This is a genomic window from Campylobacter sp. W0066.2 (assembly GCF_024723515.1).
Classification (GTDB): domain Bacteria; phylum Campylobacterota; class Campylobacteria; order Campylobacterales; family Campylobacteraceae; genus Campylobacter_D.
In genome coordinates this window covers 39,633-66,354 of the sequence record NZ_JANQCV010000004.1, presented here as the reverse complement: position 1 = coordinate 66,354, position 26,722 = coordinate 39,633, and the positions used below count along the sequence as shown (strand labels likewise).

The following is a 26,722-nucleotide window of genomic DNA, read 5'->3' as shown; positions in this document are numbered from 1 at the left end:
TGAAAATGGCATATGAAGCAGGTAAAATAGAAAAAAAATGGCAAAAAATTTGGCAAGAAAAAGAATATTTTGAACCAAAAGATGATTTTTCTTTACCAAAAAAATACATTTTATCTATGTTTCCATACCCAAGTGGTAGAATTCATATGGGACATGTGAGAAACTATAGTATAGGCGATGCTATGGCTAGATATTATAGAAAAAAAGGTTTTAATGTCTTACATCCTATAGGTTTTGATAGTTTTGGTATGCCTGCTGAAAATGCTGCGATTAAACATGGTATCCATCCTAAAAAATGGACTTATGAAAATATTGATTATATGCAAAATGAGCTTGCTTCTTTGGGTTTTTCTTTTTCTAAAAAAAGAATGCTTGCTACTTCTGATCCTTTATATACTAAATTTGAGCAAGAATTTTTCATCAAAATGTATGAGAAAGGGCTTGTTTATACTAAAGAAGCTGAAGTTAATTGGTGTGAGAATGATAAAACAGTTTTAGCAAATGAGCAAGTTGAAGATGGCAAATGTTGGCGTTGTGGGCATGAAGTCATTAGAAAAAAAATGCCAGGATATTATGTAAAAATTACCGCTTATGCAGATGAATTATTACAAGATCTTAAAAAATTAGAAGGAAAATGGCCAAGTCAAGTTCTAACTATGCAAGAGAATTGGATAGGTAAAAGCACAGGGTTTAGTTTTGATTTTGATATAGAAGAAAATGATAAAATCAGTGCAAAAAAAATCAATGTTTTTACTACAAGAGCTGAGACTATTTATGGAGTATCTTACATTGCTTTAGCGCCTGATCATGAAATAGTAAATGAATTAATTGATAAAAAGTTACTAGATCAAGATGTTATAGCTAAAATTCAAAATATACAAAACCAAACACCGCGCCAAAGACAAGCTGCACCAAAGGAAGGATATTTTTTAAATCTTTATGTAATCCATCCACTAAGCAAAGAAAAAATTCCTTTATGGGTGGCTAATTTTGTTTTAAGTGATTATGGTAGCGGCGCTGTTATGAGCGTACCTGCTCATGATGAAAGAGATTATGAGTTTGCAAAAACTTATAATTTGGCTATAAAAAAAGTAATTTATAAAGATGAAAATGATACACAGTGTTATACTTTAAAAGAAGGTGTTTTAATTAATAGTGGCGAATTTGATCAACTAGAATGCAATGAAGCTAGGGAAAAAATTAGTTTAAAAATTGAATCTTTGGGTATTGGTAAAAAGGTTACCAATTTTAAAATTCGTGATTGGGGTGTTTCTAGACAAAGGTATTGGGGTGCTCCTATACCAATGATTAAGTGTGATTCTTGTGGCATAGTTCCTCAAAAAATAGAAAATTTACCTATTACCTTGCCTGAAGATGTGGTGATAAATGGAGAAGGAAATCCGCTTGATAAGCATGAAACATGGAAAGAGTGCGTTTGTCCAAAATGTGGTAAAAAAGCACAAAAGGAAAGCGATACTTTAGATACTTTCTTTGAAAGTTCTTGGTATTTTGCGCGTTTTGCAAGTGATGATAAAACATGGCAAGAAAAAGCAGTAGATGAAAAAAGTGTTAATTATTGGATGAGTGTTGATGAATATATTGGTGGGATTGAACATGCGATATTACATTTACTCTATGCTAGATTTTTCCAAAAAGCACTTAGGGATTTGGGTTATTTAAAAGATGATGAGCCTTTTAATAGACTTTTAACCCAAGGAATGGTCACTAAAGATGGTGCTAAGATGAGTAAGTCTAAGGGGAATGTGGTTGATCCTGATTATATTATAGAAAAATATGGAGCAGATAGTGCAAGATTGTTTATATTGTTTGCTGCACCACCTGCTAAAGAACTTGAATGGAACGATAGTGCATTAGAAGGTGCGTTTAAATTTATCAATAGGCTTTATGAAAAGGCTATGAGTTTAGAATGTGGAAAATTACAAGAAATTGATCATCAAAGTTTAAATAAAGAAGAAAAATATGCTAGATTAAAAGTATATGAAGCTTTGAAAAAATCTTTCGAAGTTTATGAAGAAAGCTTTGCCTTTAATACTTTAATAGCTGCATGTATGGAGGCTTTAAATGCCTTAAATGCTATAAATCATAAAGAAGTTTCAAAAGAAGCTTTTTATATTATTTTAAATATCTTAGAGCCTATCATCCCTCATGTTTGTTTTGAACTTAGTGAGTATTTATTTAAATGTGATAATTTTAAAGTATTAAAAATAAAAGATGAAGTTTTTGTAAAAGATAGTTTTAATATAGCTATTAGTGTTAATGGTAAAAAAAGAGCGCAGATTGAAATAAATTCAGAGACCAAAGAAGATGAAATTTTGGCTTTAGCTAAAGAAAATGTTGCAAAATGGCTAGAAGGAAAAACTATAGTAAAAGAAATTTATATTGATAAGAAATTGGTAAATTTGGTGATTAAATGAAAAAATATCTAGTGTTGTTTTTTGCTTTTTTCATCATAGCTTGTGGATATATTCCCTCTTCGCAGATGGCAAGTAGAGTTTTGGGCGAAAATGTATTTTTAAAAATCAATATTAGCAAACAAGATCCTGAAAACAGTGTTTACATAACAGATATTCTAAGAGAAGCTATGCTTAATAAGCTTGGTAGAAAAATCACAGATGAGTATAATGCAGATAGTTCTATTATAGTCACGATGAAAAAATTAGAATTTCATCCTATGGTTTATGATAAAAATGGTTATGTGATTAATTATAAAGCAGAGCTTTATTTGGAGTTTGTGTTGCGTTATAAAAATGGCAAGGAAGAAATTGTAAATACTAAAGGAAGTTATAATTTTGATATTAATCCAAACTCTATTATCAGTGATCAAGCAAGATTTGAAGCGATTAAAAATGCATCAAGTGAAGCTTTTGATGAATTTGTTTCTATTATAGCTATTAGGGGTTATAAATAAAATGGCAAGTCATATCAATGAAATTGCAAAAGAAACATTGATAAAACTAAAAGAGCGTAAGTTATATCCAACTCCTGAAAATTATAGCGAGGTGTTTGAAGAGTGTGCTAAAAAAGCGGGAGTGATGAGTTCAAATAAAGCTAGAATAGAAAAATACACCAATCTTTTAGATGATTCTTACAAACAAGAATTAAAAGGAAAGAGCATTCGAACTATTGATGAGTTTTTGATGTTTTTAGTCTCTAGGCTCAATAGGCAGGTAAGTAGAAAATATGAAGATGTTTATGCTTTGCTTGGCTTAATCATTCAACAACTTAGTATTAGTAAAGATAAAAAAATCAAAGAGCTTGCTCAAATTACTCAACACAGATTATCCCAAGCTATGGACTTAGAAACCATATATCTTTTAAGAGCCAAATGGAAAGAACTTGAAAAATCTTATGAAGATGGAGAACTCTTAAAAAAATTAGAAGAATTTAATATCCGAGCTTTTTTGGATTTTCATGCTTTAATAGAAAAACTTATCACTATGCTAAAAGAACGTTCTTATGAAAAACAAGCTGAACTTTTACTAGCTTCTTTAGAACCTTTATTTGGTGAGAGTAAAGAAGTAGAGCAATTTAAGCAAAAATTAAAAGAAAACCCTAGATTGATTGCTAGAAAAGAATTTGCACATGAATATTGTTTGATGCTACAAAAAAAAGAAGCAATAGATAAATACTATATACAAAAAAATCTTTCTTTTTTCAATCAGCATTTAGAAAGTCTAAATGAAATGGTTTCAAAGCTTTATGATAATAGCCAAGAAGATGTGAAATTTATTAATGCTTTAACTAAAGATGAAAATGGTAATGTGCAGATTAATTTTGATACATTAAAAGATAAGCTTTTGTATGCAAACGAGCAAATAGCTCAAATTAAAACTCAAATTCAAGCTACAAGCAATGATGAGCAAAGAGAACAATGGAGTCTTGCTCAAGAGCTTAAAAAACTTGATGAAAATTATAAGCTTTATGCGGTTAATTATGCTTTATCTTTCTTTAAAATCAATAATATAGAACATGTTATTAATGCTTATGGTATTGATAGTTTTAAAACTATTAGTGGGAAGTTTAAAAAAATCCTCAAAGACTTATGTAAAAATTTAGCTGAAATTTGGATTTTAGATGAAAGTTCTTATTTAATTGTTTTTCCGGGTAAAAGCTTAGAAGATGCTCAAATCTTTACGGAAAAAGCTTTGAAGCTTATAGATGATTATAAATTTATTTATAAAGAAGAAGTAGTTAGACTTGTTTTATCATCTTCTTGTATAGAAAAAAAAGAATTTCCAGATGGCGATATTTTAAAAGAATTAATGCAAAAAGCTTAGTATGAAATTCCAGCAAACACTTTCACAAAAAACTATGCATGTACAAAAAATCAGTAGATTTTTTATGTTTAGTATGTATGAAAAATATAAAAAATTTATCCCAAAAACTAAAAATATTCAAATTATTGGCACTAATGGCAAAGGAAGCACAGGTAGATTTTTAGCGCTTTTACTCTTAGAGCAAGGATGTAAAGTAGGACATTATACTAGTCCACATATTTTTGAATTTAATGAAAGATTTTGGTTAAATGGAAAAATTACAAGCAATGAGCTTTTAGAAAAAGCACACGAAGAATTAGAAAGTGTTTTTTTAGATGATGTGAAAAAACTTAGCTATTTTGAGTATGCTACATTTTTAGCATTTTTTGTTTTTAAAGATTGTGATTATGTGATTTTAGAAGCTGGAGTAGGTGGAGAGTACGATGCTACAAGTGTTTTTGAGATAGATTTTAGTATTTTTACTAAAATAGGTTTTGATCATCAAGATTTATTGGGTAAAAACTTAGATGAAATAGCAAGAACAAAATTAAAAGCCATGAGTGCTAAAGCTTTAATTAATCATAAGCAAGAAACAAAAGTATTAAATTTGGCTCAAAAAATAGCAAAATTAAAACAAGCTAGTTTAGATATTAGTGCGTTAGATGAAAACAAGGCTATTTATCCTTATGTGCAAAAATATATTCAAAAATATAATTTAGCAACTTTTTTAAAAGATAATCTTTTTTTAGCCTTAGAAGCTTTTTCTAAAATTTGTGCCAAAAATGAAAAAGAATTGATTTGCAGCATTAGTAATTTGCCAAAACTTGATTTAAAAGGAAGGTGTGAGCAAATAAGTCAAAATATTTTTGTTGATGTAGGCCATAATGAAATGGCAGCTTTAACTTTAGCTGAAATTTTCAAGGAAAAAAAAGTTCATTTAGTTTATAATTGCTTTTTAGATAAAGATTCTTATAAAATTTTAAGAGCTTTAAAGCCTATAATAAAAATAGTTGAAATTTATGAATATGAAAGCAAAGACAGACCTTTAGCAGGCTCTGTTTTGCTAGAAAATTTAGAAAAATTAGATATTGCTTATCAAAAATTTGAACAAATAAAAAAAGATGAGTTGTATTTAGTTTTTGGCTCTTTTGTATTGGTAGAAAATTTTTTAAGAGGCTATAATGAAAGATAAATTTACGCTAACTATCACAGATGTAAATGGTTCTAGACATTTTTTATTAAGTCAGATCATAAAAAAAGTAATTATTTATTTTACTACTTTTGTTTTTGTTGTTATAGTTTTGGGTGCTTTATATATTAATTATTTAGCAGATAAGCGTTCAGAGCTTTTAAAAGAGCAAGAAACATTGTCAGCAAAAAATACTAAATTATTTTCTCAAAATGAAAGTATGCAAAAAAGTTTAGAGGAAAAAACAGCCTTGTATGATGAACTCCAAACTCAACTTGCAGATATTGAAGAAAATTTAGGTTTAAAGCAAGATGAGGGTTTAGATATACCAGAAAGATTGGAAAAAGTTAAGCTTACTAACGATCAAGCCTATTTATTTTTAACACAAATTCCAAATGGCCATGTGATAGAAGATAATGGAATCACAGGTAATTTCGGATGGCGCCATCATCCTATATTAAATAAAAAAGAGTTTCATCCAGGTATTGATTTAAGAGCAGCTTTAAATACTCCTATTTATGCACCGGCAAATGGAGTAGTTGAATATGCTGCATATAGTAATAATGGTTATGGTTATTCAGTGATTTTGATCCATAATTTTGGCTTTAAAACAGTATATGCACATATGATGCGCAAAGATGTTGTTAAGGCAGGGCAATTTGTAAAAAAAGGTGATTTGCTTGGATATACAGGAAATACCGGTCTTTCTACGGGACCACATTTGCATTATGAGGTTAGATTTATTAATAAACTTTTAGATCCTAAAATTTTTATAGATTTAAACCGAAAAAATTATGAACAAATATTTGATAAAGAAAGGAGAGTTCCATGGCAATCTTTAATAAAGGCTCTATTGCTACAGTATCCGAAACTACAGTCATTTCAAACGGAGCAAAAATAGAAGGAAAATTTTATTTTGACTCTATGCTTCATTTAGATGGAGAGATTACAGGTGTGATTGATTCTTCTAATGTGATAGTGATAGGTAAAAGTGGTGTTTTAAAAGGAAAAGTTAAGGCAAGTAAGATAGTGATTAATGGGATTTTTGAAGGAGAAATGCAAGTTGATTCTTTGGAAATTTTATCCGGTGGTGTGCTTAATGGTAATATCGTAGTTAAACAATTAAGCATTGAAAATGGTGGAAAATTTAATGGAAGCAGTAAAATAATCGAAAAAGATGAAGAGCTTGCAACTATTGATGTGAGCATAGAAAATTCAGAAAATGCAAGCTAAATTATATGAATATTTATTAAGTAACAAAACTGAGTTAATAGTTTGTGAGAATGATAAAGAAGCAGATGAGTTGGCTCAAGTTTGTTTATTTTTAAATTTAAAAACTTTCGTTTTACCTGATTTTAGAGCAGAATTTGGTAGTGACTTGCGCTCTTTTTCTAAAGAGCTTTTTGAAATTTGTAAAGTTTTAAATGCTTATCATAAAGAAGATGAAAATAAAATTTTAATTTCTCCTATAAAAACAATTTTGCAAAAACTCCCCGGGAAAAAGCATCTAAAAAACATTATTCTTAAAAGAAATTCACTTCTTGTTTTAGAGAAATTTAAAGAAGAAATTTTACATAGTGGGTATGAGTTTGTAGATATAGTTCAAGATAAGGGTGAGGTTTCAATACGCGGGGATATTATAGATATTTTTGCGATTAACGAAGAACAACCTTTTAGAATTTTGCTTTTTTCAGATGAGATAGAAAGCATAAGATATTTTGATATTCATACACAAAAATCAATCCCAAATGAACTTTCAAAAATTGAAATTTGTCCATTTTTAAGTGCTTTTAATCAAGAGCAATATGAAAATCTACAAGAAAAAATTCAAAATTTCCAAAGCCAAAGTATTATTAATGATGTTAATTCTTTAGGATTTTGGTGTGTTGATGATTTTTGTGATTATTTAGATTTAAATTTCATAAGCATAAAAAAATTTGATGTAAATGATTTTGAAGAAGATATTAGCAAAATCAATCAAAATATTTTACCTGAACCAAAATTTTATAAAGATTTAGTAAGTTCTTATAATCATGATTTTTTCACCTTTCACAAAGATAAAAAAATTACTATTTTGGCAAAAAATGAAGCTTTGTTTAAAGCTTTAAAATTACAAGAATTTTCAAATATTAAATTAAAAATATCTCAAGAAAGAATCAACCTAATCACTCAAGATGAGCTTATTATCTCTTTAAATAAAAAAGAAAAAAGTAAAAGAGTTAGAAAAGTAAGTTTGGTAATAGATGAGCTTAGAGTTGGGGATTTTGTTGTACATGAAGATTATGGTATAGCTAAATTTTTAGGTCTTGAGATTATTATAATTGCAGGAGCAAAAAAAGAATTTGTCGCTCTTGGGTATTTAAATAACGATAAGCTTTTATTACCTGTTGAAAATTTGTATATGATTGATAAATATATCGGTGCAAGTGGTGGAGTGCCTTTACTTGATAAGCTTGGAAAAGGAAGTTTTCTAAAAATCAAGGAAAGATTAAAAGAAAAATTATTTGCCATTGCTTCAAATATAGTTTCTTTAGCAGCGGCTAGAGCTTTGATAAAAGCAAAAGAATTAAAAATTTCTCAAGAATTACAAGATGAATTTATCAATAAAGCAGGATTTTTTTATACTAAAGATCAAAGTCAAGTTTGTCAAGAAATCACTCAAGATTTAAAAAGTTCTCAAGCAATGGATAGGCTTTTAAGTGGTGATGTGGGCTTTGGTAAAACAGAAGTTGCTATGAATGCTATATTTACTTGTGTAAAAAGTGGCTATACGGCTTTGTTTTTTGTGCCAACTACTTTACTTTCAGCCCAGCATTTTAAAACCTTAAAACGAAGATTTGACTCTTTTAATATAGATGTTTTTAAGTTAGATCGTTTTACTAGTGCTAAAGAAAAAAAACAAGTTTTGGCATTTTTAAAAGAAAATAAGCCTTGTGTAGTGGTAGGAACGCATTCTCTTTTAGGGGTTGAGTGTGAAAATTTGGGTTTAGTTGTGATAGATGAGGAGCATAAATTTGGTGTAAAACAAAAAGAAAAACTCAAAGAATTAAGTAAAAACTCCCATATTTTATCTATGTCAGCAACGCCTATACCAAGAAGCTTAAATCAAGCTCTTAGTTCTTTAAAATCATATAGTGTTTTACAAACTCCACCTGAGGATCGTTTGGATGTGCGTACCTTTGTTAGAGAAAGTAATGACGCTTTGATTAAAGAAGCTATTTCAAGAGAATTAAGAAGAGCAGGACAGATTTTTTATATACACAATCATATAGCAAGTATTGATGGGTCTAAAAAATATCTTTTAGATTTATTTCCGAATTTAAAAATTTTAATCTTGCATTCTAAAATTGATGCTAAAACTACTGAAGAAGAAATGATTAAATTTGAAAATAAAGAATATGACTTATTGCTTTGTACTTCTATAGTTGAAAGTGGTATTGATTTAGCAAATGCAAACACTATCATAGTGGAAAATTCAGACCGCTTTGGTATGGCTGATTTGCACCAACTTAGAGGAAGAGTAGGGCGTAGTGCTAAGCAAGGATATTGTTATTTTTTGATTGAAGATAAGGAAAAAATCACAAAAGATTCTTTAAAAAGACTTACGAGTTTAGAGAGTAATTCTTATTTAGGCTCAGGAAGCGTACTTGCTTATCATGATTTAGAAATTCGTGGTGGTGGAAATTTATTAGGCGTGGATCAAAGTGGACATATAGAGCAAATTGGTTATAGTTTATATCTTAAAATGTTAGAAGATGAAATTAATAAGCTAAGCAAAAAAGAAGAAATTAAAGAGAAAAAAATAGATTTAAAGCTTAATATCAATGCCTTTTTAAATAGTGAGTATATTGGTGAAGATCGTTTGAGATTAGAACTTTATAGAAGACTTAGTAAATGTATGAGTGTTAATGAAGTTTATGAGATAGAAAGTGAGATGAATGATCGTTTTGGCAAGCCTGATATCTTCACAAAGCAGTTTTTGAATTTAATCATTATAAAAATTTTAGCTAGCAAGCATTATAAACTAGTGAGTAATTATGAGCAAAATATTTGTTTTGTAAAAGATGATGAGAGCAAAGAAGTCATTAAAGCAAAAAGTAAAGACGATGATGATGTGATCGAGGCTATTTTGATGCATTTAAGAAAGAGTGAAAAAGTATGAGCGGATATGAAATTTTTAAAGCTTTAGTTAATGCAAATATTAACTATAACGATTTTGAGTGGCTAGAAAATAATACTTTAAGCGAGTTTGAAATTTTAATTTCTGTGGTTTTAACTCAAAATACAAACTGGAAAAATGTGTTAAAAGCTTTGATAAATTTAAAACAAGCAAATATTACTAAGATAGAAGATTTATCAAAGTTAAACACTCAAGATCTAGCACTTTTAATAAAGCCAAGTGGATTTTATAATACCAAGGCAAAATATATTAAAAATTTCACTCAAAAATATTTCCAAGATTTTAATTCTTTTGAACTTTTTAAAGAAGAAGTAGATAGAGAATGGCTTTTAGGTATTAAAGGCTTGGGTCAAGAAAGTGCAGATGGAATTTTAAATTATATATGTAAAAAAGAAGTTTTAGTAGTTGATGCTTATAGTGCAAAAATAGCTAATTATTTAGGCTGTGAGTACCAAAGTTATGATGAGTTGGCAGATTTTTTAAAAAAGGACATAGCTAAAAATCAACAAGAATTGTGTGTTTTATTAAAAAAAGAATGTAAGTTATATGAGCTTTATCAAATTTTTCATGCTTTAATTGTTTCTTTTTGTAAAATGTATTTTCAAGGTAAAAAACTTTCAGCAGATGGTGCGCTTATTTTAGATCCTTTAAAATTTTAAATTTATTTTTTATTTAAAAAGTTATTTTTTTACGATTAAAGTGCTATAATGTATTTAACTTCATAAAAAGGAGAAGTAATGAATACAAGTATAGTTGGAAAGCAATTTGAGCTAACTGAGTCTATAAAAGAGTATGTGGAAAAAAGCTTTGATGCTTTAAGCAAATATGGCTTAGATGTGATTTCTGCACGTTGTGTTATAAGTGCTGATGAAAGGCATGGAAAGAAAGGATTTTGGGCTGAATTTAGCATTAACCTAGCTGGTATTAACACAGTGGTTGTAAAGCAAAAAGATAAAGACTTATACGCTGCTATAGATTTAGCTATTGATAGAATTTCTAAAGTTTTAAGAAGATTGCATGATAAAAATATTACCCATAAACATCAAGATGAGATAAAAGAAAATTTAGTATTACCAAGTGTGATTGAAGAGGATGAGATAGTTCCAACGGAACTTGAATTATATAAACCTTTGGAAATTGATGAAGCATTGGAAAAACTAAAAGCAAGTAAAGATATATTTTTAGTTTTTAATGACATAGATGCAAAAATGAGAGTGCTATATAAGAAAAAAGATGGTAAATTTGGTTTATTTTAAATAATCTAGCCTTTAAAAAAGGCTAGATTATTAGAAGAGTTTGTTAAAAATTTTATCTATTGCTTGATCTACTTTTTTACCCGTATTTTTAGCACCATCACTAGTATTTCCACCTATTGTATTAACAATAGAATTTACAACACTTTTTGTATCAAGACTTACTTTAGGATCTTGTGTTGTTCCTTTTATAATTCCTTTGAAATTTGCTCTATCAATGACGATATTAAAAGGAATGTTTAATTTAGTACTTTTTGTATCAACTTTGCCTTTGCTGATGTTTATATTGCTTCTATCGGCCACTAGGTTTAAATTTAAATCTATAAGATTTTTATTGATATTTATTTTGGCTTCACCATTGCGATATGTATCTTGAGTGATATCTTTTTGTAAAAGTAGCATTAAGGCGCTTGTGATGAGGTTTTTCTTAAGTTGTCCATCAGCTAAATTCATTAGCACCACACCGCTTTCTTTTAAAAGATTATAGTCAATACTTAAATTTGATTTTGCTTGATAATAATCAGGTAAATCTAAACTTTGAGCTAAATTTGAAAGATCGGTATTTTGCATTTTAGCATTAAAAATATTATTTTTTAAAGTGGCATTTAATGAGCCATTAAATATATTTTTACTATTAACGCTTGCATCTATTAAAGCGTTTTTAAAATCAAATTTTCCTTCAAAATCAGCCTTGCCTTTTAAGTTTCTATCGACTAAAAATCCTAGCTTGGAAAAATCTTGCAATGATATATTATAAGTGCTTGCTAGAGCCATTTGATTAAGATCAAATTTTCCTTTTAATGAGTTAATATTTGCAAATGAACTTAGAGCTTTAGCATTAAAATCAATGATTGATTTAGAAATTTTTCCATCAAGATTGATTTTTGCTGAAGTATTCTTTGGAAATTTTTTTTCTAAAAGTTTAGATAATTCTACTTCATTAAAAGAAGAATTAATGATTGCTTTAAAATCACCATTAATATTGTTAAAATCAAGTGTTTTTAAATCAATGTCAGCATTTACATCTCCATAAGCTAAAACTTTTTGTCCTATTAAAGGAAAAAGTTGCTCTAATTTTATATTATCAACTTTCGCTTGTAAACTTTTTCCATTAGATTTTGCATTGATAAGCCCTTGCATGATTTTAATATTTGCATCAAGATTTTGAATTTGATTTGCCTTAAGATCAACTTTGGTATCTAAATTTAAAGGTCCATTGAGATCTTGCTTAGTTAAAGGTTTTAATTTATTAAGATTATCTACAAAAGCACTAATTTGTGCTTTTAAATCTTTATTTGTAAGATTATATGAGCCTTTTAGCTGAGGTATTTTTACTATGTTTGAATCAAGCAAAGCTTCATAATCAATTAAAGAATTTTTTGCATTTGCTTTAGCCTGCAAGTTAAAATTTGTTTTTGGAAAATCAAGATTGCTTAGTTTTTTAAATTCCATAACATTTATATTTGCATTATTTAACCTAGTGTTTAGATTGAAATTTTTAAAATCAATCCCTTGTGCTTTTAAATCTAAAACTAATTTAGAATTAATAAAAGCAGGCATAGAGATAGTCTTTAAAAGCTCTGCTACTTCTATATTGGTTGTGTTGATGCTAAGATTATTATTTTCTAAAATAGCTTTTAAGCTACCACCAAATCCAAGTAAGTCAGCATCTAATTTTTGCAATTGATTGTTTGCAAAAAGTAAATTACCTTGAATTTGACTGTTACCTTGGAGTTTCATTTTAGCTAGAGATGAAAATTGATTAAAATCATCTATTTTGATGTCAAAATCACTAGTTAAGCTTTGTTTTGTTATATCATAAATACTTTTTTGTGTATAAAGTTTAAAAAAATTGCTTAAAATTTCACTTTTAGATATAACTTCATTGTTTTGGATTAAAGATCTTATTTCACCCTTTATATAGCTTTGTTTTGGTAGGCTTAGATTAAAATCTTTTTCAATGAGAGTATTGTTGATAGAACTTGTGTAAAAATTAATCAAAGCATTACCATTTGGTTTTAAATCTTTAGCTTGTATATCACTGATAATACTAATTTTTCCTTGAGCATATCTTGGTAGATTAGCAAAATCTAAAATTTGGGCTAAATCTATATTTTTGCCAATAAATTCAAGATTTATAGGAGAAAAATCAACGATTTTTGCATCTAAACTAAGATTAGAATCAAACAAAAACCCACTACCTTTTACTAAAAAATCGCTACTTTTACCTACAACATTGCCCTTAAATGTAAAATCTTTATCGCTTTTTAAGCCAAGTTCTTGAATATAATTTTGTTTAAGTCCTAAAAGATAGTTTAAATCAAACCCTAGTCTTAAAGGTGATATACCACCTTCTATGTTAGCAAAAAATTTATCATCAATATTTGCTTTAATGTCAAGTTGTGAAAAACTAATTTTAAAATTTTCAAATTTAACATTCATACCGCTTTTTTGAGCAATAATCGTTTCGATTCTTGGCTTTAAAAAATCATTACCCATGCTTGTAAATAGTAATGTATATATAGCTAATAATGCCACGCACACTACGCCTAAAAGAATGTAAAGAATTTTTTTCATGAAAAACCTTTATAATGATATATCATAAAAATTTAGTGTAATATACTAAACTTATATGATATATTTTACTTAATTTATTGACAATTAACTTTCTTTAATGTATAATTCTATCACTCAAAAACAAAGAGTGCTAAAAATAGCACATTTTAGAAAGGATAAAAAATGAATTTTCAACCTCTAGGAAAGCGTATTTTAGTAAAACGCTTAGAAGAAATGAAAACTACTGCTTCTGGGATTATTATACCAGATAATGCTAAAGAAAAACCATTAAATGGTGAAGTTGTTGCAGTAAGTAAAGAAATAGAAGATATTAAAGTAAGTGATAAAGTAATGTTTGCAAAATACGGTGGGACTGAAATTAAACTTGATAATGAAGAGTATTTAGTTCTTAATGTTGAAGATGTTTTAGGGATTATTAAATAAAAAAGGATAAAAAATGGCAAAAGAAATATTTTTTTCAGATGAAGCAAGAAATAAACTTTATGAAGGTGTTAAAAAACTTAATGACGCAGTAAAAGTTACTATGGGACCACGCGGTCGTAATGTATTAATCCAAAAAAGTTTTGGTGCTCCTACTATCACAAAAGATGGTGTGAGTGTGGCTAAAGAAGTAGAATTAAAAGATTCTTTAGAAAATATGGGTGCTTCTTTAGTTAGAGAAGTAGCTAGCAAAACAGCTGATCAAGCAGGTGATGGAACAACAACAGCAACAGTTTTAGCGCATGCTATTTTTAAAGAAGGTTTAAGAAATATCACAGCAGGTGCTAATCCTATCGAAGTTAAAAGAGGTATGGATAAAGCTTGCGAAGCTATAGTAGCTGAACTTAAAAAACTTTCTCGTGAAGTTAAAGATAAAAAAGAAATAGCTCAAGTTGCGACAATTTCTGCAAATTCAGATGAGAAAATCGGAAATTTAATCGCTGATGCTATGGAAAAAGTTGGAAAAGATGGTGTTATCACTGTTGAAGAAGCAAAATCAATCAATGATGAATTAAATGTAGTTGAAGGTATGCAATTTGATAGAGGTTATTTAAGCCCATATTTCATTACAAATACTGAAAAAATGACAGCTGAATTGCAAAATCCATTTATTTTGTTATTTGATAAAAAAATTGTTAATTTAAAAGATTTATTACCAATTTTAGAGCAAATTCAAAAAACAGGAAAACCACTTTTAATTATAGCTGAAGACATTGAAGGTGAAGCTTTAGCAACTTTAGTTGTAAATAAATTAAGAGGTGTTTTAAATATTTCAGCAGTTAAAGCTCCTGGATTTGGCGATAGAAGAAAAGCTATGCTTGAAGATATCGCTATTTTAACAGGTGGTGAAGTGATTTCTGAAGAGCTTGGAAGAACTTTAGAAAGTGCTAGTATCCAAGATTTAGGTCAAGCTTCAAGCGTGATTATTGATAAAGATAATACAACTATTGTAAATGGAGCAGGTGAGAAAGCAAATATTGATGCAAGAATTAACCAAATCAAAGCTCAAATTGCTGAAACAAGCTCAGATTATGATAGAGAAAAACTACAAGAAAGACTAGCTAAGTTAAGCGGTGGTGTAGCGGTGATTAAAGTTGGTGCTGCAACTGAAACTGAAATGAAAGAGAAAAAAGATAGAGTTGATGATGCATTAAGTGCCACAAAAGCTGCTGTTGAAGAAGGTATAGTAATAGGCGGTGGAGCTGCATTAATCAAAGCAAAATCAAAAATCAGCTTGAATTTACAAGGTGATGAGGCTATTGGTGCAGCTATTGTAGAAAGAGCTTTAAGAGCACCTTTAAGACAAATTGCTGAAAATGCTGGATTTGATGCTGGCGTGGTTGTAAATACAGTAGAAAATAGTAAAGAAGAAAATACTGGTTTTGATGCTGCAAAAGGTGAATATGTAAATATGCTTGAAAGCGGTATTATTGATCCTGTTAAAGTAGAAAGAGTGGCTTTACTTAATGCAGTTTCAGTAGCTAGTATGCTTTTAACAACTGAAGCTACAATTAGTGAAATCAAAGAGGATAAACCTGCTATGCCTGATATGAGTGGCATGGGTGGTATGGGAGGTATGGGAGGTATGATGTAATACCATCTTTCTGCTGCTTTTGAGTTGCTTTTTATATAAAGCAACTCACTCTTTTTTATTTTTCTGCACTGATTTTTATTTTTGTTATAATAGATGTAAAATTATAAGGATTTTACATGAAAAACTTACAAGAAGAGCGATTTTCCAACTCAAAATACATTAAACCTAAAAGATATACTTATATAGGCAAAGATAATAAAAAATATACTTGGGATTTTATAGAAGCATTAGATAGTGTTTCTGTTTTTTTATATCATACTCAAAAAGATTCTTTTGTCTTTGTAAAACAATTTAGAATTCCTTTATGGGATTATCAAAAACGTAATGATTTAAAATTAGATGAGATGGGATTTAGCATAGAGCTTTGTTCAGGACTTGTTGATAAAAATTTGAGTTTAGACGAAATAGCTAAAGAAGAATGTATTGAAGAGCTAGGTTATGTTCCTAGGGTTGTAGAAAAAATAGGAGAGTTTTATACAGGTTTTGGTTCAGGTGTAAGTAGACAGTTTTTATTTTATGCTGAAATTACCGAAGATGATAAAACTGGTCATGGTGGTGGAATTGATGGAGAGGATATTCAAGCAGTATGGATAAAAAGAAAAGACTTTGAAAAATTTTCTAAAGAAAATCCTATCAAAACCCCTTTACTTGAATATGCGTATTTGTGGTTTAAAGGTAAGAATTAATCTTACCTTTTATTTTTCTTCTTTATTTTCAATGTTTGGGTCTTTTTCATCAAGCATTTCTTTAAAGATTACAAATAAATCTTCAGAGGCTTTTTCAGCATTTGAGCATTTATCTAGAATTTGATTTTGAACTAATTCATTGCCTGTATTTTCATTATGTGCCAAGGCAACAGCTTGGTTGATATTTTCATGCACCTTTTGGTGTGGTAAATTTAACTTACCAAAAGCTCTTCCACTAGAAAATCTTTTTTTGCCCACACCTGCAATCCATTTTGCAAGTCTACAACTTAAATGATCAGAGAGTGCTTTACCTGAAGCATGAATGATTTCATTATAACCATTTAATTTAAAAGCAACATGATCTAATTTTGCTAAGGAAACAAAAATTTCAGAAGCAATACGTTTAGCGTGCGAGCTAGTTGAATTTGCATTAGAGATTAATTGAGCAAAATTACTAGAGAATTTTATAATATGTTCATTTGATTCTAATGATACTTTTTCTACTTGTTCACTTTGTCCATACATTTCATCTGCATTTTGTTTTAATAGATTAATATTTAATTCTACTTCAGAGGTCGCTTTTTGTGTTTTTTCAGCAAGTTTTCTAACTTCATCGGCAACAACAGCAAAGCCTCTGCCGTGTTCTCCTGCTCTAGCAGCTTCAATTGCGGCATTTAGTGCTAAAAGATTAGTTTGATCAGATACATCTTTGATTAAGTTAATAACATTAGTGATTTCATCAACACTGCGGTGTAAATTATCCGCTGTATCTCTTGAACGGTTAGCTGATTCAATAATGCTTTGAAGTGAAGATATAATTGAATGCGTAATTGCATTTAATTCTTGCATATCTTTTAATGATGAGTCAGAATACTGGGAAATCATTTCAGCTTTATTTACATTTTCTTGCATATCGCCTTGTACATTTGAAATGCCTTTTAACACTCCAGTTAATAACATCTTTAAAAGACGAGTTTCAAGTGCAGTTTTCCCACAATCTTCTTGAAGTTGCTTTTCGTATTTTTCGATTAATTCTTGTTTTTCTAAAAGAAGTTTTTTGCTTTCTTCTTCTAGTTCTTTGATTTTATTTTGTAAATCTTCAAAGTCTTGTTTTGATTGACTTTTTTTTCCAAACATAGTTTTTCCTTGAAAGTTTAGAATTAGAAAGAAATTATTTTTTATAATTTGATAAATAAGTGTTTAACTCATCTTTTAATCTTAGTTTTTCTTTTTTAAGATTTGCAATTTCCAAGCTATCTAGATGAATTCTACCTTCTTCTGCGTCTTTGATTTTGTGATCAAGTTTATTGTGCTCTTCAAACAATTTATCAAAGTGCATGTCTTTACCTTTTAGCTCAGTAATTAAATCTCTAAATTCATGTAGCATATAAGCCTCCTTTTTAAAATTAATATTTGATTATAGCTTAAAATAAGTTAAATATATTTTAACTCATCGGGTTTTTGCTTGTTTTTTATAATCTTTTTGGCTATTTTTATGCTATCTGCTGTACCTACGATTAATAATTTTGCTCCAGTACCTATTAAAGTGTCACCTCTTGGCATAGGTGTGAATTTTTTATTTTCTAAAATTCCTACTATACTTACGTTTGCCATATCTCTTAAATGAATTTCTTTTAATCTTTTAAATCTCACCCACGATTCATCAGGAATTTTAACCTCTTCTAAATCAATAGGGCTATTTTTTTTATAAAGATAATTTTCTAATAAATTTTCCATATCTGGTCTTGCTGACATCGCACTAAGTCTTTGTGCGACTAATTTTGTAGCAGAAACAATAGAATTTGCTCCAAGTTTTTTAAGTTTTTCTGTTTCATCTTCGTTGCTTGAACTAGCTAGTATAAAATAAGGATTAATTCTTTGTAGTTCTTTTTCAAATAATCTTACTGAGGCAATGATAGCAATATTATCTGCTATGTTATTACTAAGGGTTATTACGCCTTTTGCGCTAGAAAGATTTGTTTTTAAAAAGGCTGTGTTAGTATGAGGTGCGCTTTCTATATAATAAGGATAATTATATTTTTCAGCAATCTCGCTGAAATTTTCAACTTCATCAACCACAACAAAAGGAATATGATTTTCTCTAAATTGCTGTGCCAATTCTATGGTAAAATCATTATGGTAGCATATTACAAAATGATTTTTTAATCTTGCAACTTTATGCAGCATTCTTCTTTCCTTGATGATTTTAGACAAAACACCTTTTTTTACTATTTCTATTACTAAACCCATACAAAAAGTAAATATTGTAAAAGTTAATAGTACATATACAACAGTAAAAATTCTACCCGCTGTTGGTATGGGATTAACTTCAGTATAACCCAAAGTGGTAAAAGTCATACCGGCTTGATAAATAGCATCGTTAAGGTTGTAATTACTTGTGAGTATATAGCCAAAAGCCCCAATTAATGTCATAACAACAACGGCAATAAGAGGAATTCTTAAAAATTTAAGTTGCTCATAAAGCTCATCATTGAGATTAATTGAAGGTTTTGGAGAGGGAGACCAATTGAGGAATTTTTGTAGCTTTTTTAAAAAAGACATAGTAATTCCTCATTTGCATTAAGGATTATTTACTACTTTGCTTTTTAAGTGTTCTTAAAGTTGAAGCAGCAACTCTAACTTTTCTAGTAGTTCCATCTTCTAAAGTAATACGAACTGTTCTTAAATTTGGCAAAAAGCGTCTTTTTGTTTTATTGTTAGCATGGCTAACATTGTTACCTACCATAGGTCCTTTTCCTGTAATTTGGCAAATTCTTGACATAAATTTTCCTTATGAAATAAAAATAATTTTTAGCATTGTATCTAAAACAAGCTTAAAAAAATCAAATATTATCAAAAATACATAAAGAAAATTTGATAATAAGTATGATAAAATTATTTTTTACTTTTATTGGAGGTATAAAATGTATGTAGCGCCAAGTTTATTGTCTGCAAATTTTTTAAATTTGGAAAATGAGATTAAAGATGTGTGTGTAGCAGGGGCTGATTTGTTGCACATTGATGTGATGGATGGACATTTTGTACCAAATCTTACTTTTGGTCCTTGTGTGATTGAAAATATTTCAAAAATTACTTCAGTACCTTTAGATGTGCATTTAATGGTGCATAATGTTGGTAGTTTTGTAGATTTATTTATCCCAATAAAGCCAAAATTTATCAGTTTTCATTTAGAAGCTGAAAGTCATCCTATTAGGGTGTGTGAATATATAAGAAAAAATAGTATTCATCCGGCCATTGTTTTAAACCCACATGCTCCAGTTTCAAGTATAGAGCATATTTTAGAATTTGTAGATATGGTGCTTTTAATGAGTGTTAATCCAGGCTTTGGTGGGCAAAGTTTTTTACCTTTAGTGTATGATAAAATTAGACAGTTAAGGGAAATGATAGATAGGAAAAATCTTAAAGTTTTTATAGAAGTAGATGGTGGGGTAAATGGTTTAAATGCGCCTGATTTAGATGAAGCAGGAGCTGATATTTTGGTCGCAGGTAGTTATATCTTTTCCTCACAAGATAAAAAAACAGCAATCAATTCTTTAAAGCTTGAATTTTGAGTCAACAACAAATCGATGATTTAATCATCAAGCTAAGCAAAGAAAACAAACCTTTTCCTTGGGTTTTAAAAGAACTTGCAAAAATAGAAGAATTAAATCATTATGAGTTTGATTTATATATTTTTGAGCTTTTAGGAATAGGAGCGGAGCTTAATGCGCAAAATTGCTTGTGCTTAAAAAGTAAAAATACAAAAATAAAAGATGAGATTTTTTGTGTAGTAGATATTGAAAGCACTGGTGGGATAAAAAGTGGTCAAATTTTAGAAATAGGTGCGGTTAAAATTCAAAATTATAAAGAAATTGATAGATTTGAGAGTTTTATAAAAGTAGAAAGCATACCTGAAAATATTACAGAATTAACTGGGATTAGTTTGGATATGGTAGAAAATGCACCTTCTTTAAAAACTGTGTTAAATGATTTTAAATTGTTTTTAAAAGATAGTATTTTTGTAGCACATAATGTGCGCTTTGATTATCATTTTATATCTAAAGCTATGTATGAAAATGATTTTGGGGTGCTTTTAAATAGAAGATTATGCACTATTGATTTAGCTAAAAAGTGTATTGAAAGTCCAAAATACGGTCTTGATGCGCTAAAAGAGTTTTTGTGTATTGAAAGTAAACATCATAGAGCCTTAAGTGATGCTTTAGCTGCAAGTGAAATTTTAAAATACTGTCTTAAAAAAATTCCTTTTTATATAAAAACTACCGAAGAATTGTTACATTTTAGCAAGCAAGCTAAAAATCAAATAAAAAAATAAATTCTGTTTTGTATTTATTGCTATACTTGCTTTGCATAAATGACGGGAGCTTGTGATACAGGCTGAGAGTAAGCTAAAAGCTTAGACCGCACCAGAACTAGGTAATGCTAGCGTTGGGATAATTTATCAACTACTCACATACCCTTCATTTATCCAAATTTTATTTTAAGGATAAATTTAAATGAAAACTCAAATGTCTTATGCAAAAGAAGGAATTTTCACAAAACAAATGCAAATTGTTGCACAAAAAGAGCAAGTAAGTGAAGATTTTTTGCTTGAAAATATAACATGTGGAAAAATTATCATTCCTGCAAATATCAACCATAAAGCACTAGACCCAAATGGTATTGGCTATGGACTTAAAACAAAAGTAAATGTAAATTTAGGTGTTTCAAATGATTGTGTAGATTATAGCGAAGAAATGAAAAAAGTAGAATTGGCTCATAAATTTAATATAGAAGCTATTATGGATCTTAGTAATTATGGTAAAACTAGTCGTTTTAGAGATGAGTTAATTGCTACTTCAAAAGCTATGATAGGCACTGTACCTGTTTATGATGCGGTTGGATTTTTAGAAAAAGATTTAAAAAATATTAAGGCAAAAGATTTTTTAGATGTAGTATATCATCATGCTAAAAGTGGAGTGGATTTTATGACAATTCATGCAGGGATAAATTCTCGTGCTGCTAGGGTTTTTAAAGAGTGCGATAGGATTACTAATATAGTTTCAAGAGGAGGATCAGTTCTTTATGCTTGGATGCAAATGAATGATGCTGAAAATCCATTCTATGAATATTATGATGATTTGCTTGCTATATGTAAGGAATTTGATGTGACACTTTCTTTGGGCGATGCACTAAGACCTGGTTGTACTCATGATGCAAGTGATGGAGCTCAAATTGCTGAACTTATCGAACTTTCGTTATTAACTAAAAGAGCATGGGCTCAAGATGTGCAAGTGATGATAGAAGGACCTGGTCATATGGCTATTAATGAAATAGAAGCTAATATGCAACTTGAAAAAAGAATTTGTAACGGCGCACCTTTTTATGTCTTAGGACCATTAGTTACTGATATAGGTGCAGGATATGATCATATAAGTGGGGCAATCGGCGGAGCAGTTGCAGCAGCAGCTGGTGCTGATATACTTTGCTATGTAACCCCTGCTGAACATTTAAGACTTCCAAATTTAGAAGATGTAAGAGATGGTATAATAGCGACTAAAATAGCAGCTCATGCAGGAGATATAGCCAAACTTCCTAAAGAAAGAAAAATAGATGATGTAATGAGTAAAGCTAGACAAGATATTGATTGGGAAAAAATGTTTAAATTAGCAATCGATGGAGAAAAGGCTAAAAAAATGTTTAATGAAAGAAAACCTGATGAGCTTAATTCTTGTTCAATGTGTGGAAAAATGTGTGCTATGAATACTATGAATAAAATTTTAAAAGGCGAGGATGTAAGTTTGATAAAAGAATAAACCCTCGATTATGAGGGTTTATTTTGATTAATCTATCACTTTATAATTATAAGGTTTTAGATTTTTATCATCTTCAAGAAGTTTTGCTGGTGGATTACCATTTACTTCTTGATGTTCATAGTAGCGATCACCTGCTTTGTTGCCATTTAGATCTACTTTATAGCGAATTTCACCTGGATTTAATTTTTGAATATCTTCAAAACCTAAATTTGAAGTTTTGAAATCTTTAATGCCATTTTTGGCTGCAATTTCTACTAATTTAGTTTGTCCTTGTCTTGACATATCAACTGATTGTAAAAGCATTCTTGAAGCTTCTCTAGGATTGTCGAATCCTGTTGAGTTTTCAGCACCTATAAAGTCTACTCTTACTTGAGATTTTCTATGTAGTTCTAATACTTCTTTTAATTCAGCTGAAATTTTAGCATCATTTGCTTTGCCATCAGTTTGGAATTTAGGCATTTTTCCAAGCTCTGCACGAATAGTTTCTACATCTTTAATCAAGTTTACTAAAGAATATTCAGCTGTTCTTAAATCATGAGCTACTGAATTTTGAATATCTTTTACTTGTTTAGCTAAATAGCCTTCGCTTTGAGTATGGCAAGTTTTACAAGCTGAGTTGATATCAACTAAAGGTGATGTGATGTTGTGGTTAGTAACTTTTTTTGCACCTTTTCTAATGTAAGGCATATGGCAATCTGCACAACTTACTCCATTTGCAGTATGTACACCGCCACTATAAAGTTCGCTTTCTGGGTGTTGAATTTTTAGCATAGGTGCTTTGGTGATTTTATGAACCCAATCACTTGGGAAATTTTCTCTATTTTTTTCGTAATAATCATCAAACATTTCTATTCTAAATGGTTCACCTTTTTTCCACTCACTCCAAGGAAATGCCAGTTCTATACCATCTACTTCGATTTCAACCGGCTTATTACCATCTCTCCAAGAATCAAACTCATCATAAGTTTTCTGAGTACCATTCCACCATTTTTTAGAACTATCATTAGCTATATTTTCTCCGATAGTTTTTACTTTGGTGCCTGTTGGTTTGAAGTAGTATTCAACGTGATATTGAGAGCATACTAAAGTTCTCATTTCACTTCTTGAAGCTTTAATGCCTTGTTTTTCATCTGCTTCATAACCTCTTGAAATTAATGCTTTGATTAAAGCTGGTCTTGTAAGTCTTAAACTCATATCTGTTGGGTTATAGCAATCTGCGCATGTTACACCCATTCTTTTTTCGCCATGAGATCCACTGTGCTCAGGTGAGTTTTCTTTAGCTCCATTTACAGCTGGGATAGTTTTACCATAGTCCAATATTTTGCAGAGTTAAATGCTACCCAATCACCTTTTGCAGTGTTGTTTAAAAGCCAAGGGATCCATCCGCTATGACAATTCATACAAGCTGTTGGTTGACCACCAAATCCTGCAAAACCGTGTGCGTTCAAGAAATCTTTATTGTTTCTAGCTGTATCCATTTGATCTACTTGGACCCAAAAGTGACCTCTTTCTTCATCAGCATCAATACTAAATGGATAGCCAGCCCAAAGAACAGTTAATTGTGGATAGCGAATTAGTTTTGAATAAGCTAAATTTCCACCAAATTCTGTTGCATTAGGTGCTTGTTTTTCCACTGCTGTATGCATGTCTAAATAATCAGGAAAATTCTTTCCCCAGTAGTCAAAAGTAGGATTTTCATCGCCGAGTTTTACGATTTCTTGAGAAATGATCCCACCTACTGAATCGTTTGTTTTGGCTGTGATATCTTGATTTAACCACAATACGCCCGCAATAGTTACTATAGTAGCACTAATAGCACTATATAAAATGCCTTTGTTATTTATTAAATACTCCTTTCATTTAAAATCCTCTCTTATGGCCAACACTTTGATGACAAGACACACAACTTAAAGCATTATCTTTATGTGGATCTAGAGTAGGGTTGATAGTGTTCTCGCAATTTCTTTGTGACATTCTATACAGTTATTTTGGACTATTTCTTTACTTTTTGCATTTGCACTTAAATGCGTAGGTAAAGAATTAAGTTTGAAAGTAAATGCATAAGCATGTCCTAAGCCACTTTGAGCTTTAGCAATCTATGTGGTAAATGGCAATCATTACAGGTTGCTCTTGGTTTACCATCAACTTCTTTAGAGTGTGAAGCTTTTAAATAATCATTATAAACATCGTTCATAATGTGACAATTATTACAGCTTTCACTGGCATCACTAAAATAAGAAGTGCCTTTAGCATTATGGAAAGTATACATTCCCACGCCCGCTAAAATTACAAGTAAGAAGAGGAAAACAGCAAAAAGTTTTGAGTTTGCTTCATTCAAAGTCTCTCCTTTGAATGAAGTTTAAGTTACAAGAACTTAAGTGCAATTATATTACACTATAAAACCTAAAAAGTAAATATTAAGTTTATTAATCATTTATTATTTTTTTAATAAGAGAAAAAAAGTATTATTTTTTATATAATTTTATTTACTATTATAAAAATAAAATAAATTTTAATAAAAGAAATACTAAAATATTAAATACTAGAAAATAAGGTAGGTGTATTATGCAAATTCAACCATCAATGTATATTAATAGAGAACTTTCTTGGCTTGCATTTAACTCCCGTGTTTTGGATCAATGTTCTAAAGATCTTCCTTTGCTTGAAAAACTTAAATTTATTGCTATATACTGTACAAATTTAGATGAGTTTTATATGATAAGAGTAGCTGGATTAAAACAACTTTTTGTAGCAGGGATAAGCACAGCAAGTAATGATGAAATAACCCCACTTGTGCAGCTTAAAGCCATTAGAAATTATTTACATGAAGAAAAATATGTAGTAGAGCAGTATTTTACTAAAATTACTCAAGATTTAGAAAAAGAAAATTTATTTATTCGCTCTTATGAAGAACTTGATGAGGACTTAAAGCAGCAATGCAATGAGCATTTTTTTTCTAATATTTTTCCTGTGATAGTGCCTATTGCGGTTGATGCAACCCATCCTTTTCCACATTTAAATAATCTTTCGTTTTCTTTGGCAGTAAAGCTTTGTGATCCTATGCATCCTGAGCTTTTAAAATTTGGTATGATACGCATACCTAGAGTTTTACCAAGATTTTATCAAGTAAGTTCGAATATTTATGTGCCTATAGAAAGTATAGTGCGTCATCATACGGAGCATATTTTTCCTGGCTATAAGCTTTTATCTTCTGCTGCTTTTAGGGTAACTAGAAATGCAGATATGGAGATAGAAGAAGAAGAGGCTGATGATTTTATGTTGATTTTAGAGCAAGGTTTAAAGCTTCGCAGAAAAGGTGCTTTTATACGCTTACAAATAGAAAAAGGCGCAGATGGGCAGTTGATTGAATTTTTAAGTTCTCATATGAATATTTTTCATAAAGATATTTACGAATACAGCATACTTTTAAATTTACCATCACTGTGGCAAATCATTTCTAATAAAGAATTTACACACTTACTAAACCCTGTATATACACCAAAGATTTTACCACCTTTTGGAGATAATGTATCTATTTTTAGTGCAATTGATAAACAAGATATATTGGCTATACAGCCTTATGAGAGTTTTGAGCCTGTGTATCAATTTATCAAAGAAGCAAGTAAGGATCCTAAGGTTATTTCTATAAGAATGACTCTTTATAGGGTGGAAAAAAATTCAAACATAGTTCAAGCTTTAATTGACGCAGCCAGTGATGGCAAACAAGTGACTGTAATGGTAGAGCTAAAAGCACGTTTTGATGAAGAAAATAACTTACACTGGGCAAAATCATTAGAAAATGCAGGAGCTCATGTGGTGTATGGAATCACTGGTTTTAAAGTGCATGCAAAAGTGGCTCAAGTGATTAGAAAAGAAGGGGAAAAATTAAAAATTTACAATCATTTAAGTACAGGTAATTATAATGCAAGTTCAGCTAAAATTTATACTGATGTGAGTTATTTTACTTCTAAAGAAGAATACTCTCAAGATACCACAACTTTTTTTCATATACTTTCAGGATATAGCAAAAGTCGTCGTTTAAAGACTTTATCAATGAGTCCAAAGCAAATCAAAGAAAGAATTTTAGATATGATAGCTACTGAAGCAAATCACGGAAAAGATGGAGTAATCATAGCTAAAATGAATGCTTTAGTAGATGGTGATGTGATTAAGGCTTTATATGAGGCTTCAAATAAGGGTGTTAAAATAGATCTTATTGTACGTGGAATTTGCTGTTTAAGACCTGGAGTAAAAGGGTATAGTGAAAATATAAAAGTTAGAAGTATAGTGGGAAAATATTTAGAGCATGCTAGAATTTTATATTTTAAACACACTGAGCCAAATTATTTTATTTCAAGTGCTGATTGGATGCCAAGAAATTTAGAAAGAAGACTAGAACTAATGACTCCTATTTTTGATGAGCATTCACGTGCAAAATTAGCCCAAATTTTAAAACTACAATTAAGTGATAATGATTTAGCTTATGAGTTAGATAGTGAAGGAAGATATCGTAAGGTTACTTTAAATGAAGCAGAAAAAATTAATAATTCTCAGCAAATCTTAGAAGAATATATTAGTAGAATTTTTAATACCTTGAAAAAAGATACTGATCATAGTAGAGCAACACACTTAGCAACGAAGCTTTTTAGGGATAGCTAATCCTTGCTTTTTTA

21 protein-coding genes, 2 pseudogenes and 1 riboswitch are annotated in these 26,722 nt (G+C 29.7%); of the genes and pseudogenes, 16 read left to right on the top strand and 7 right to left on the bottom strand.

What is annotated here, in order from left to right; genetic code table 11:
• Window positions 1-5: 5 nt before the first annotated feature.
• From leuS to hpf, 9 genes are all read left to right on the top strand, one after another.
• Entirely contained in the window at window positions 6-2,435 is a 2,430-nt protein-coding gene (leuS, locus tag CAMP18498_RS02535; RefSeq protein WP_337197299.1) for a leucine--tRNA ligase, read from the top strand.
• The gene (lptE, locus tag CAMP18498_RS02530) at window positions 2,432-2,929 is read left to right on the top strand and encodes an LPS assembly lipoprotein LptE (RefSeq protein WP_039668573.1); all 498 of its coding nucleotides are present in this window, start codon (window positions 2,432-2,434) and stop codon (window positions 2,927-2,929) included. The genes leuS and lptE overlap by 4 nt, the downstream gene beginning before the upstream one ends.
• A 1-nt stretch (window position 2,930) precedes the next feature.
• A complete protein-coding gene (locus CAMP18498_RS02525) occupies window positions 2,931-4,298 on the top strand; it encodes a hypothetical protein (protein WP_337197297.1) in 1,368 nt (455 codons plus the stop codon).
• 1 nt (window position 4,299) lies between these two features.
• Window positions 4,300-5,469, top strand: a complete 1,170-nt coding sequence (locus CAMP18498_RS02520; protein WP_337197296.1) for a Mur ligase family protein — start codon at window positions 4,300-4,302, stop codon at window positions 5,467-5,469.
• Window positions 5,456-6,367, top strand: coding sequence for a M23 family metallopeptidase (locus tag CAMP18498_RS02515; RefSeq protein ID WP_337197379.1), 912 nt, complete (start codon window positions 5,456-5,458; stop codon window positions 6,365-6,367). The genes CAMP18498_RS02520 and CAMP18498_RS02515 overlap by 14 nt, the downstream gene beginning before the upstream one ends.
• Complete coding sequence (locus tag CAMP18498_RS02510) at window positions 6,295-6,699, top strand: bactofilin family protein (RefSeq protein ID WP_337197294.1); 405 nt, start codon at window positions 6,295-6,297, stop codon at window positions 6,697-6,699. The genes CAMP18498_RS02515 and CAMP18498_RS02510 overlap by 73 nt, the downstream gene beginning before the upstream one ends.
• Entirely contained in the window at window positions 6,689-9,628 is a 2,940-nt protein-coding gene (locus tag CAMP18498_RS02505; RefSeq protein ID WP_337197293.1) for a DEAD/DEAH box helicase, read from the top strand. The genes CAMP18498_RS02510 and CAMP18498_RS02505 overlap by 11 nt, the downstream gene beginning before the upstream one ends.
• Window positions 9,625-10,305: an endonuclease III domain-containing protein gene (locus CAMP18498_RS02500; protein ID WP_337197291.1), complete on the top strand. Its 681-nt coding sequence runs from the start codon at window positions 9,625-9,627 to the stop codon at window positions 10,303-10,305. Before CAMP18498_RS02505 ends, CAMP18498_RS02500 begins: the two co-directional genes overlap by 4 nt.
• A gap of 78 nt (window positions 10,306-10,383) precedes the next feature.
• A complete protein-coding gene (gene hpf / locus CAMP18498_RS02495) occupies window positions 10,384-10,902 on the top strand; it encodes a ribosome hibernation-promoting factor, HPF/YfiA family (protein WP_337197289.1) in 519 nt (172 codons plus the stop codon).
• A 30-nt stretch (window positions 10,903-10,932) separates the two neighbouring features.
• Here the strand turns inward: hpf and CAMP18498_RS02490 are convergent, their stop codons facing one another.
• On the bottom strand, window positions 10,933-13,476 hold the full coding sequence (locus CAMP18498_RS02490; protein WP_337197287.1) for a hypothetical protein: 2,544 nt from the start codon (window positions 13,474-13,476) through the stop codon (window positions 10,933-10,935).
• A 162-nt stretch (window positions 13,477-13,638) separates the two neighbouring features.
• On the opposite strand from CAMP18498_RS02490, the gene groES reads away from it, so the two are divergent.
• The 3 genes from groES (at window position 13,639) to CAMP18498_RS02475 (ending at window position 16,236) form a co-directional block, all read left to right on the top strand.
• A complete protein-coding gene (gene groES, locus CAMP18498_RS02485) occupies window positions 13,639-13,899 on the top strand; it encodes a co-chaperone GroES (protein ID WP_039664227.1) in 261 nt (86 codons plus the stop codon).
• 13 nt (window positions 13,900-13,912) lie between these two features.
• The gene (gene groL, locus CAMP18498_RS02480) at window positions 13,913-15,550 is read left to right on the top strand and encodes a chaperonin GroEL (protein ID WP_337197285.1); all 1,638 of its coding nucleotides are present in this window, start codon (window positions 13,913-13,915) and stop codon (window positions 15,548-15,550) included.
• A gap of 116 nt (window positions 15,551-15,666) precedes the next feature.
• Window positions 15,667-16,236: an NUDIX domain-containing protein gene (locus CAMP18498_RS02475; RefSeq protein ID WP_337197283.1), complete on the top strand. Its 570-nt coding sequence runs from the start codon at window positions 15,667-15,669 to the stop codon at window positions 16,234-16,236.
• 9 nt (window positions 16,237-16,245) lie between these two features.
• Here CAMP18498_RS02475 and CAMP18498_RS02470 read toward each other — a convergent pair whose 3' ends face one another.
• From CAMP18498_RS02470 to rpmB, 4 genes are read right to left on the bottom strand one after another with little or no spacing between them, the layout of a single operon-like run.
• Window positions 16,246-17,373, bottom strand: a complete 1,128-nt coding sequence (locus tag CAMP18498_RS02470; RefSeq protein WP_337197282.1) for a methyl-accepting chemotaxis protein — start codon at window positions 17,371-17,373, stop codon at window positions 16,246-16,248.
• Window positions 17,374-17,407: 34 nt separating this feature from the next.
• Complete coding sequence (locus CAMP18498_RS02465; protein WP_039664223.1) at window positions 17,408-17,623, bottom strand: YdcH family protein; 216 nt, start codon at window positions 17,621-17,623, stop codon at window positions 17,408-17,410.
• A gap of 47 nt (window positions 17,624-17,670) precedes the next feature.
• Window positions 17,671-18,798, bottom strand: coding sequence for a potassium channel family protein (locus CAMP18498_RS02460; protein WP_337197280.1), 1,128 nt, complete (start codon window positions 18,796-18,798; stop codon window positions 17,671-17,673).
• A 25-nt stretch (window positions 18,799-18,823) separates the two neighbouring features.
• Complete coding sequence (gene rpmB / locus CAMP18498_RS02455) at window positions 18,824-19,018, bottom strand: 50S ribosomal protein L28 (protein ID WP_012661734.1); 195 nt, start codon at window positions 19,016-19,018, stop codon at window positions 18,824-18,826.
• A gap of 142 nt (window positions 19,019-19,160) precedes the next feature.
• On the opposite strand from rpmB, the gene rpe reads away from it, so the two are divergent.
• From rpe to thiC, 3 genes are all read left to right on the top strand, one after another.
• A complete protein-coding gene (gene rpe, locus CAMP18498_RS02450; protein WP_337197278.1) occupies window positions 19,161-19,808 on the top strand; it encodes a ribulose-phosphate 3-epimerase in 648 nt (215 codons plus the stop codon).
• A complete protein-coding gene (locus tag CAMP18498_RS02445) occupies window positions 19,805-20,569 on the top strand; it encodes a 3'-5' exonuclease (RefSeq protein WP_337197276.1) in 765 nt (254 codons plus the stop codon). Before rpe ends, CAMP18498_RS02445 begins: the two co-directional genes overlap by 4 nt.
• A 32-nt stretch (window positions 20,570-20,601) precedes the next feature.
• Window positions 20,602-20,705: riboswitch (TPP riboswitch) on the top strand.
• Window positions 20,706-20,750: 45 nt separating this feature from the next.
• Window positions 20,751-22,049, top strand: coding sequence for a phosphomethylpyrimidine synthase ThiC (thiC, locus tag CAMP18498_RS02440; protein WP_337197274.1), 1,299 nt, complete (start codon window positions 20,751-20,753; stop codon window positions 22,047-22,049).
• A gap of 27 nt (window positions 22,050-22,076) precedes the next feature.
• Here the strand turns inward: thiC and CAMP18498_RS02435 are convergent.
• Window positions 22,077-23,893 (bottom strand): annotated as a pseudogene (locus CAMP18498_RS02435) (ammonia-forming cytochrome c nitrite reductase subunit c552).
• A gap of 16 nt (window positions 23,894-23,909) precedes the next feature.
• Window positions 23,910-24,318 (bottom strand): annotated as a pseudogene (locus tag CAMP18498_RS02430) (NapC/NirT family cytochrome c).
• A gap of 296 nt (window positions 24,319-24,614) precedes the next feature.
• Between CAMP18498_RS02430 and CAMP18498_RS02425 the strand changes: the two are divergent.
• Entirely contained in the window at window positions 24,615-26,708 is a 2,094-nt protein-coding gene (locus CAMP18498_RS02425) for an RNA degradosome polyphosphate kinase (RefSeq protein WP_337197273.1), read from the top strand.
• Window positions 26,709-26,722: the final 14 nt, after the last annotated feature.

What these genes read in the sequence shown, in the direction of transcription:
- CAMP18498_RS02460 (WP_337197280.1), bottom strand. Translation starts at nt 18,798, where the DNA reads ATGTCTTTTTTAAAAAAGCTACAAAAATTCCTCAATTGGTCTCCCTCT.
- CAMP18498_RS02425 (WP_337197273.1), top strand. Translation starts at nt 24,615, where the DNA reads ATGCAAATTCAACCATCAATGTATATTAATAGAGAACTTTCTTGGCTT.
- CAMP18498_RS02520 (WP_337197296.1), top strand. Translation starts at nt 4,300, where the DNA reads ATGAAATTCCAGCAAACACTTTCACAAAAAACTATGCATGTACAAAAA.
- thiC (WP_337197274.1), top strand. Translation starts at nt 20,751, where the DNA reads ATGAAAACTCAAATGTCTTATGCAAAAGAAGGAATTTTCACAAAACAA.
- CAMP18498_RS02465 (WP_039664223.1), bottom strand. Translation starts at nt 17,623, where the DNA reads ATGCTACATGAATTTAGAGATTTAATTACTGAGCTAAAAGGTAAAGAC.
- CAMP18498_RS02490 (WP_337197287.1), bottom strand. Translation starts at nt 13,476, where the DNA reads ATGAAAAAAATTCTTTACATTCTTTTAGGCGTAGTGTGCGTGGCATTA.
- CAMP18498_RS02500 (WP_337197291.1), top strand. Translation starts at nt 9,625, where the DNA reads ATGAGCGGATATGAAATTTTTAAAGCTTTAGTTAATGCAAATATTAAC.
- CAMP18498_RS02510 (WP_337197294.1), top strand. Translation starts at nt 6,295, where the DNA reads ATGGCAATCTTTAATAAAGGCTCTATTGCTACAGTATCCGAAACTACA.
- CAMP18498_RS02470 (WP_337197282.1), bottom strand. Translation starts at nt 17,373, where the DNA reads ATGTTTGGAAAAAAAAGTCAATCAAAACAAGACTTTGAAGATTTACAA.
- rpmB (WP_012661734.1), bottom strand. Translation starts at nt 19,018, where the DNA reads ATGTCAAGAATTTGCCAAATTACAGGAAAAGGACCTATGGTAGGTAAC.
- lptE (WP_039668573.1), top strand. Translation starts at nt 2,432, where the DNA reads ATGAAAAAATATCTAGTGTTGTTTTTTGCTTTTTTCATCATAGCTTGT.
- hpf (WP_337197289.1), top strand. Translation starts at nt 10,384, where the DNA reads ATGAATACAAGTATAGTTGGAAAGCAATTTGAGCTAACTGAGTCTATA.
- leuS (WP_337197299.1), top strand. Translation starts at nt 6, where the DNA reads ATGGCATATGAAGCAGGTAAAATAGAAAAAAAATGGCAAAAAATTTGG.
- CAMP18498_RS02525 (WP_337197297.1), top strand. Translation starts at nt 2,931, where the DNA reads ATGGCAAGTCATATCAATGAAATTGCAAAAGAAACATTGATAAAACTA.
- groL (WP_337197285.1), top strand. Translation starts at nt 13,913, where the DNA reads ATGGCAAAAGAAATATTTTTTTCAGATGAAGCAAGAAATAAACTTTAT.
- CAMP18498_RS02505 (WP_337197293.1), top strand. Translation starts at nt 6,689, where the DNA reads ATGCAAGCTAAATTATATGAATATTTATTAAGTAACAAAACTGAGTTA.
- CAMP18498_RS02475 (WP_337197283.1), top strand. Translation starts at nt 15,667, where the DNA reads ATGAAAAACTTACAAGAAGAGCGATTTTCCAACTCAAAATACATTAAA.
- rpe (WP_337197278.1), top strand. Translation starts at nt 19,161, where the DNA reads ATGTATGTAGCGCCAAGTTTATTGTCTGCAAATTTTTTAAATTTGGAA.
- groES (WP_039664227.1), top strand. Translation starts at nt 13,639, where the DNA reads ATGAATTTTCAACCTCTAGGAAAGCGTATTTTAGTAAAACGCTTAGAA.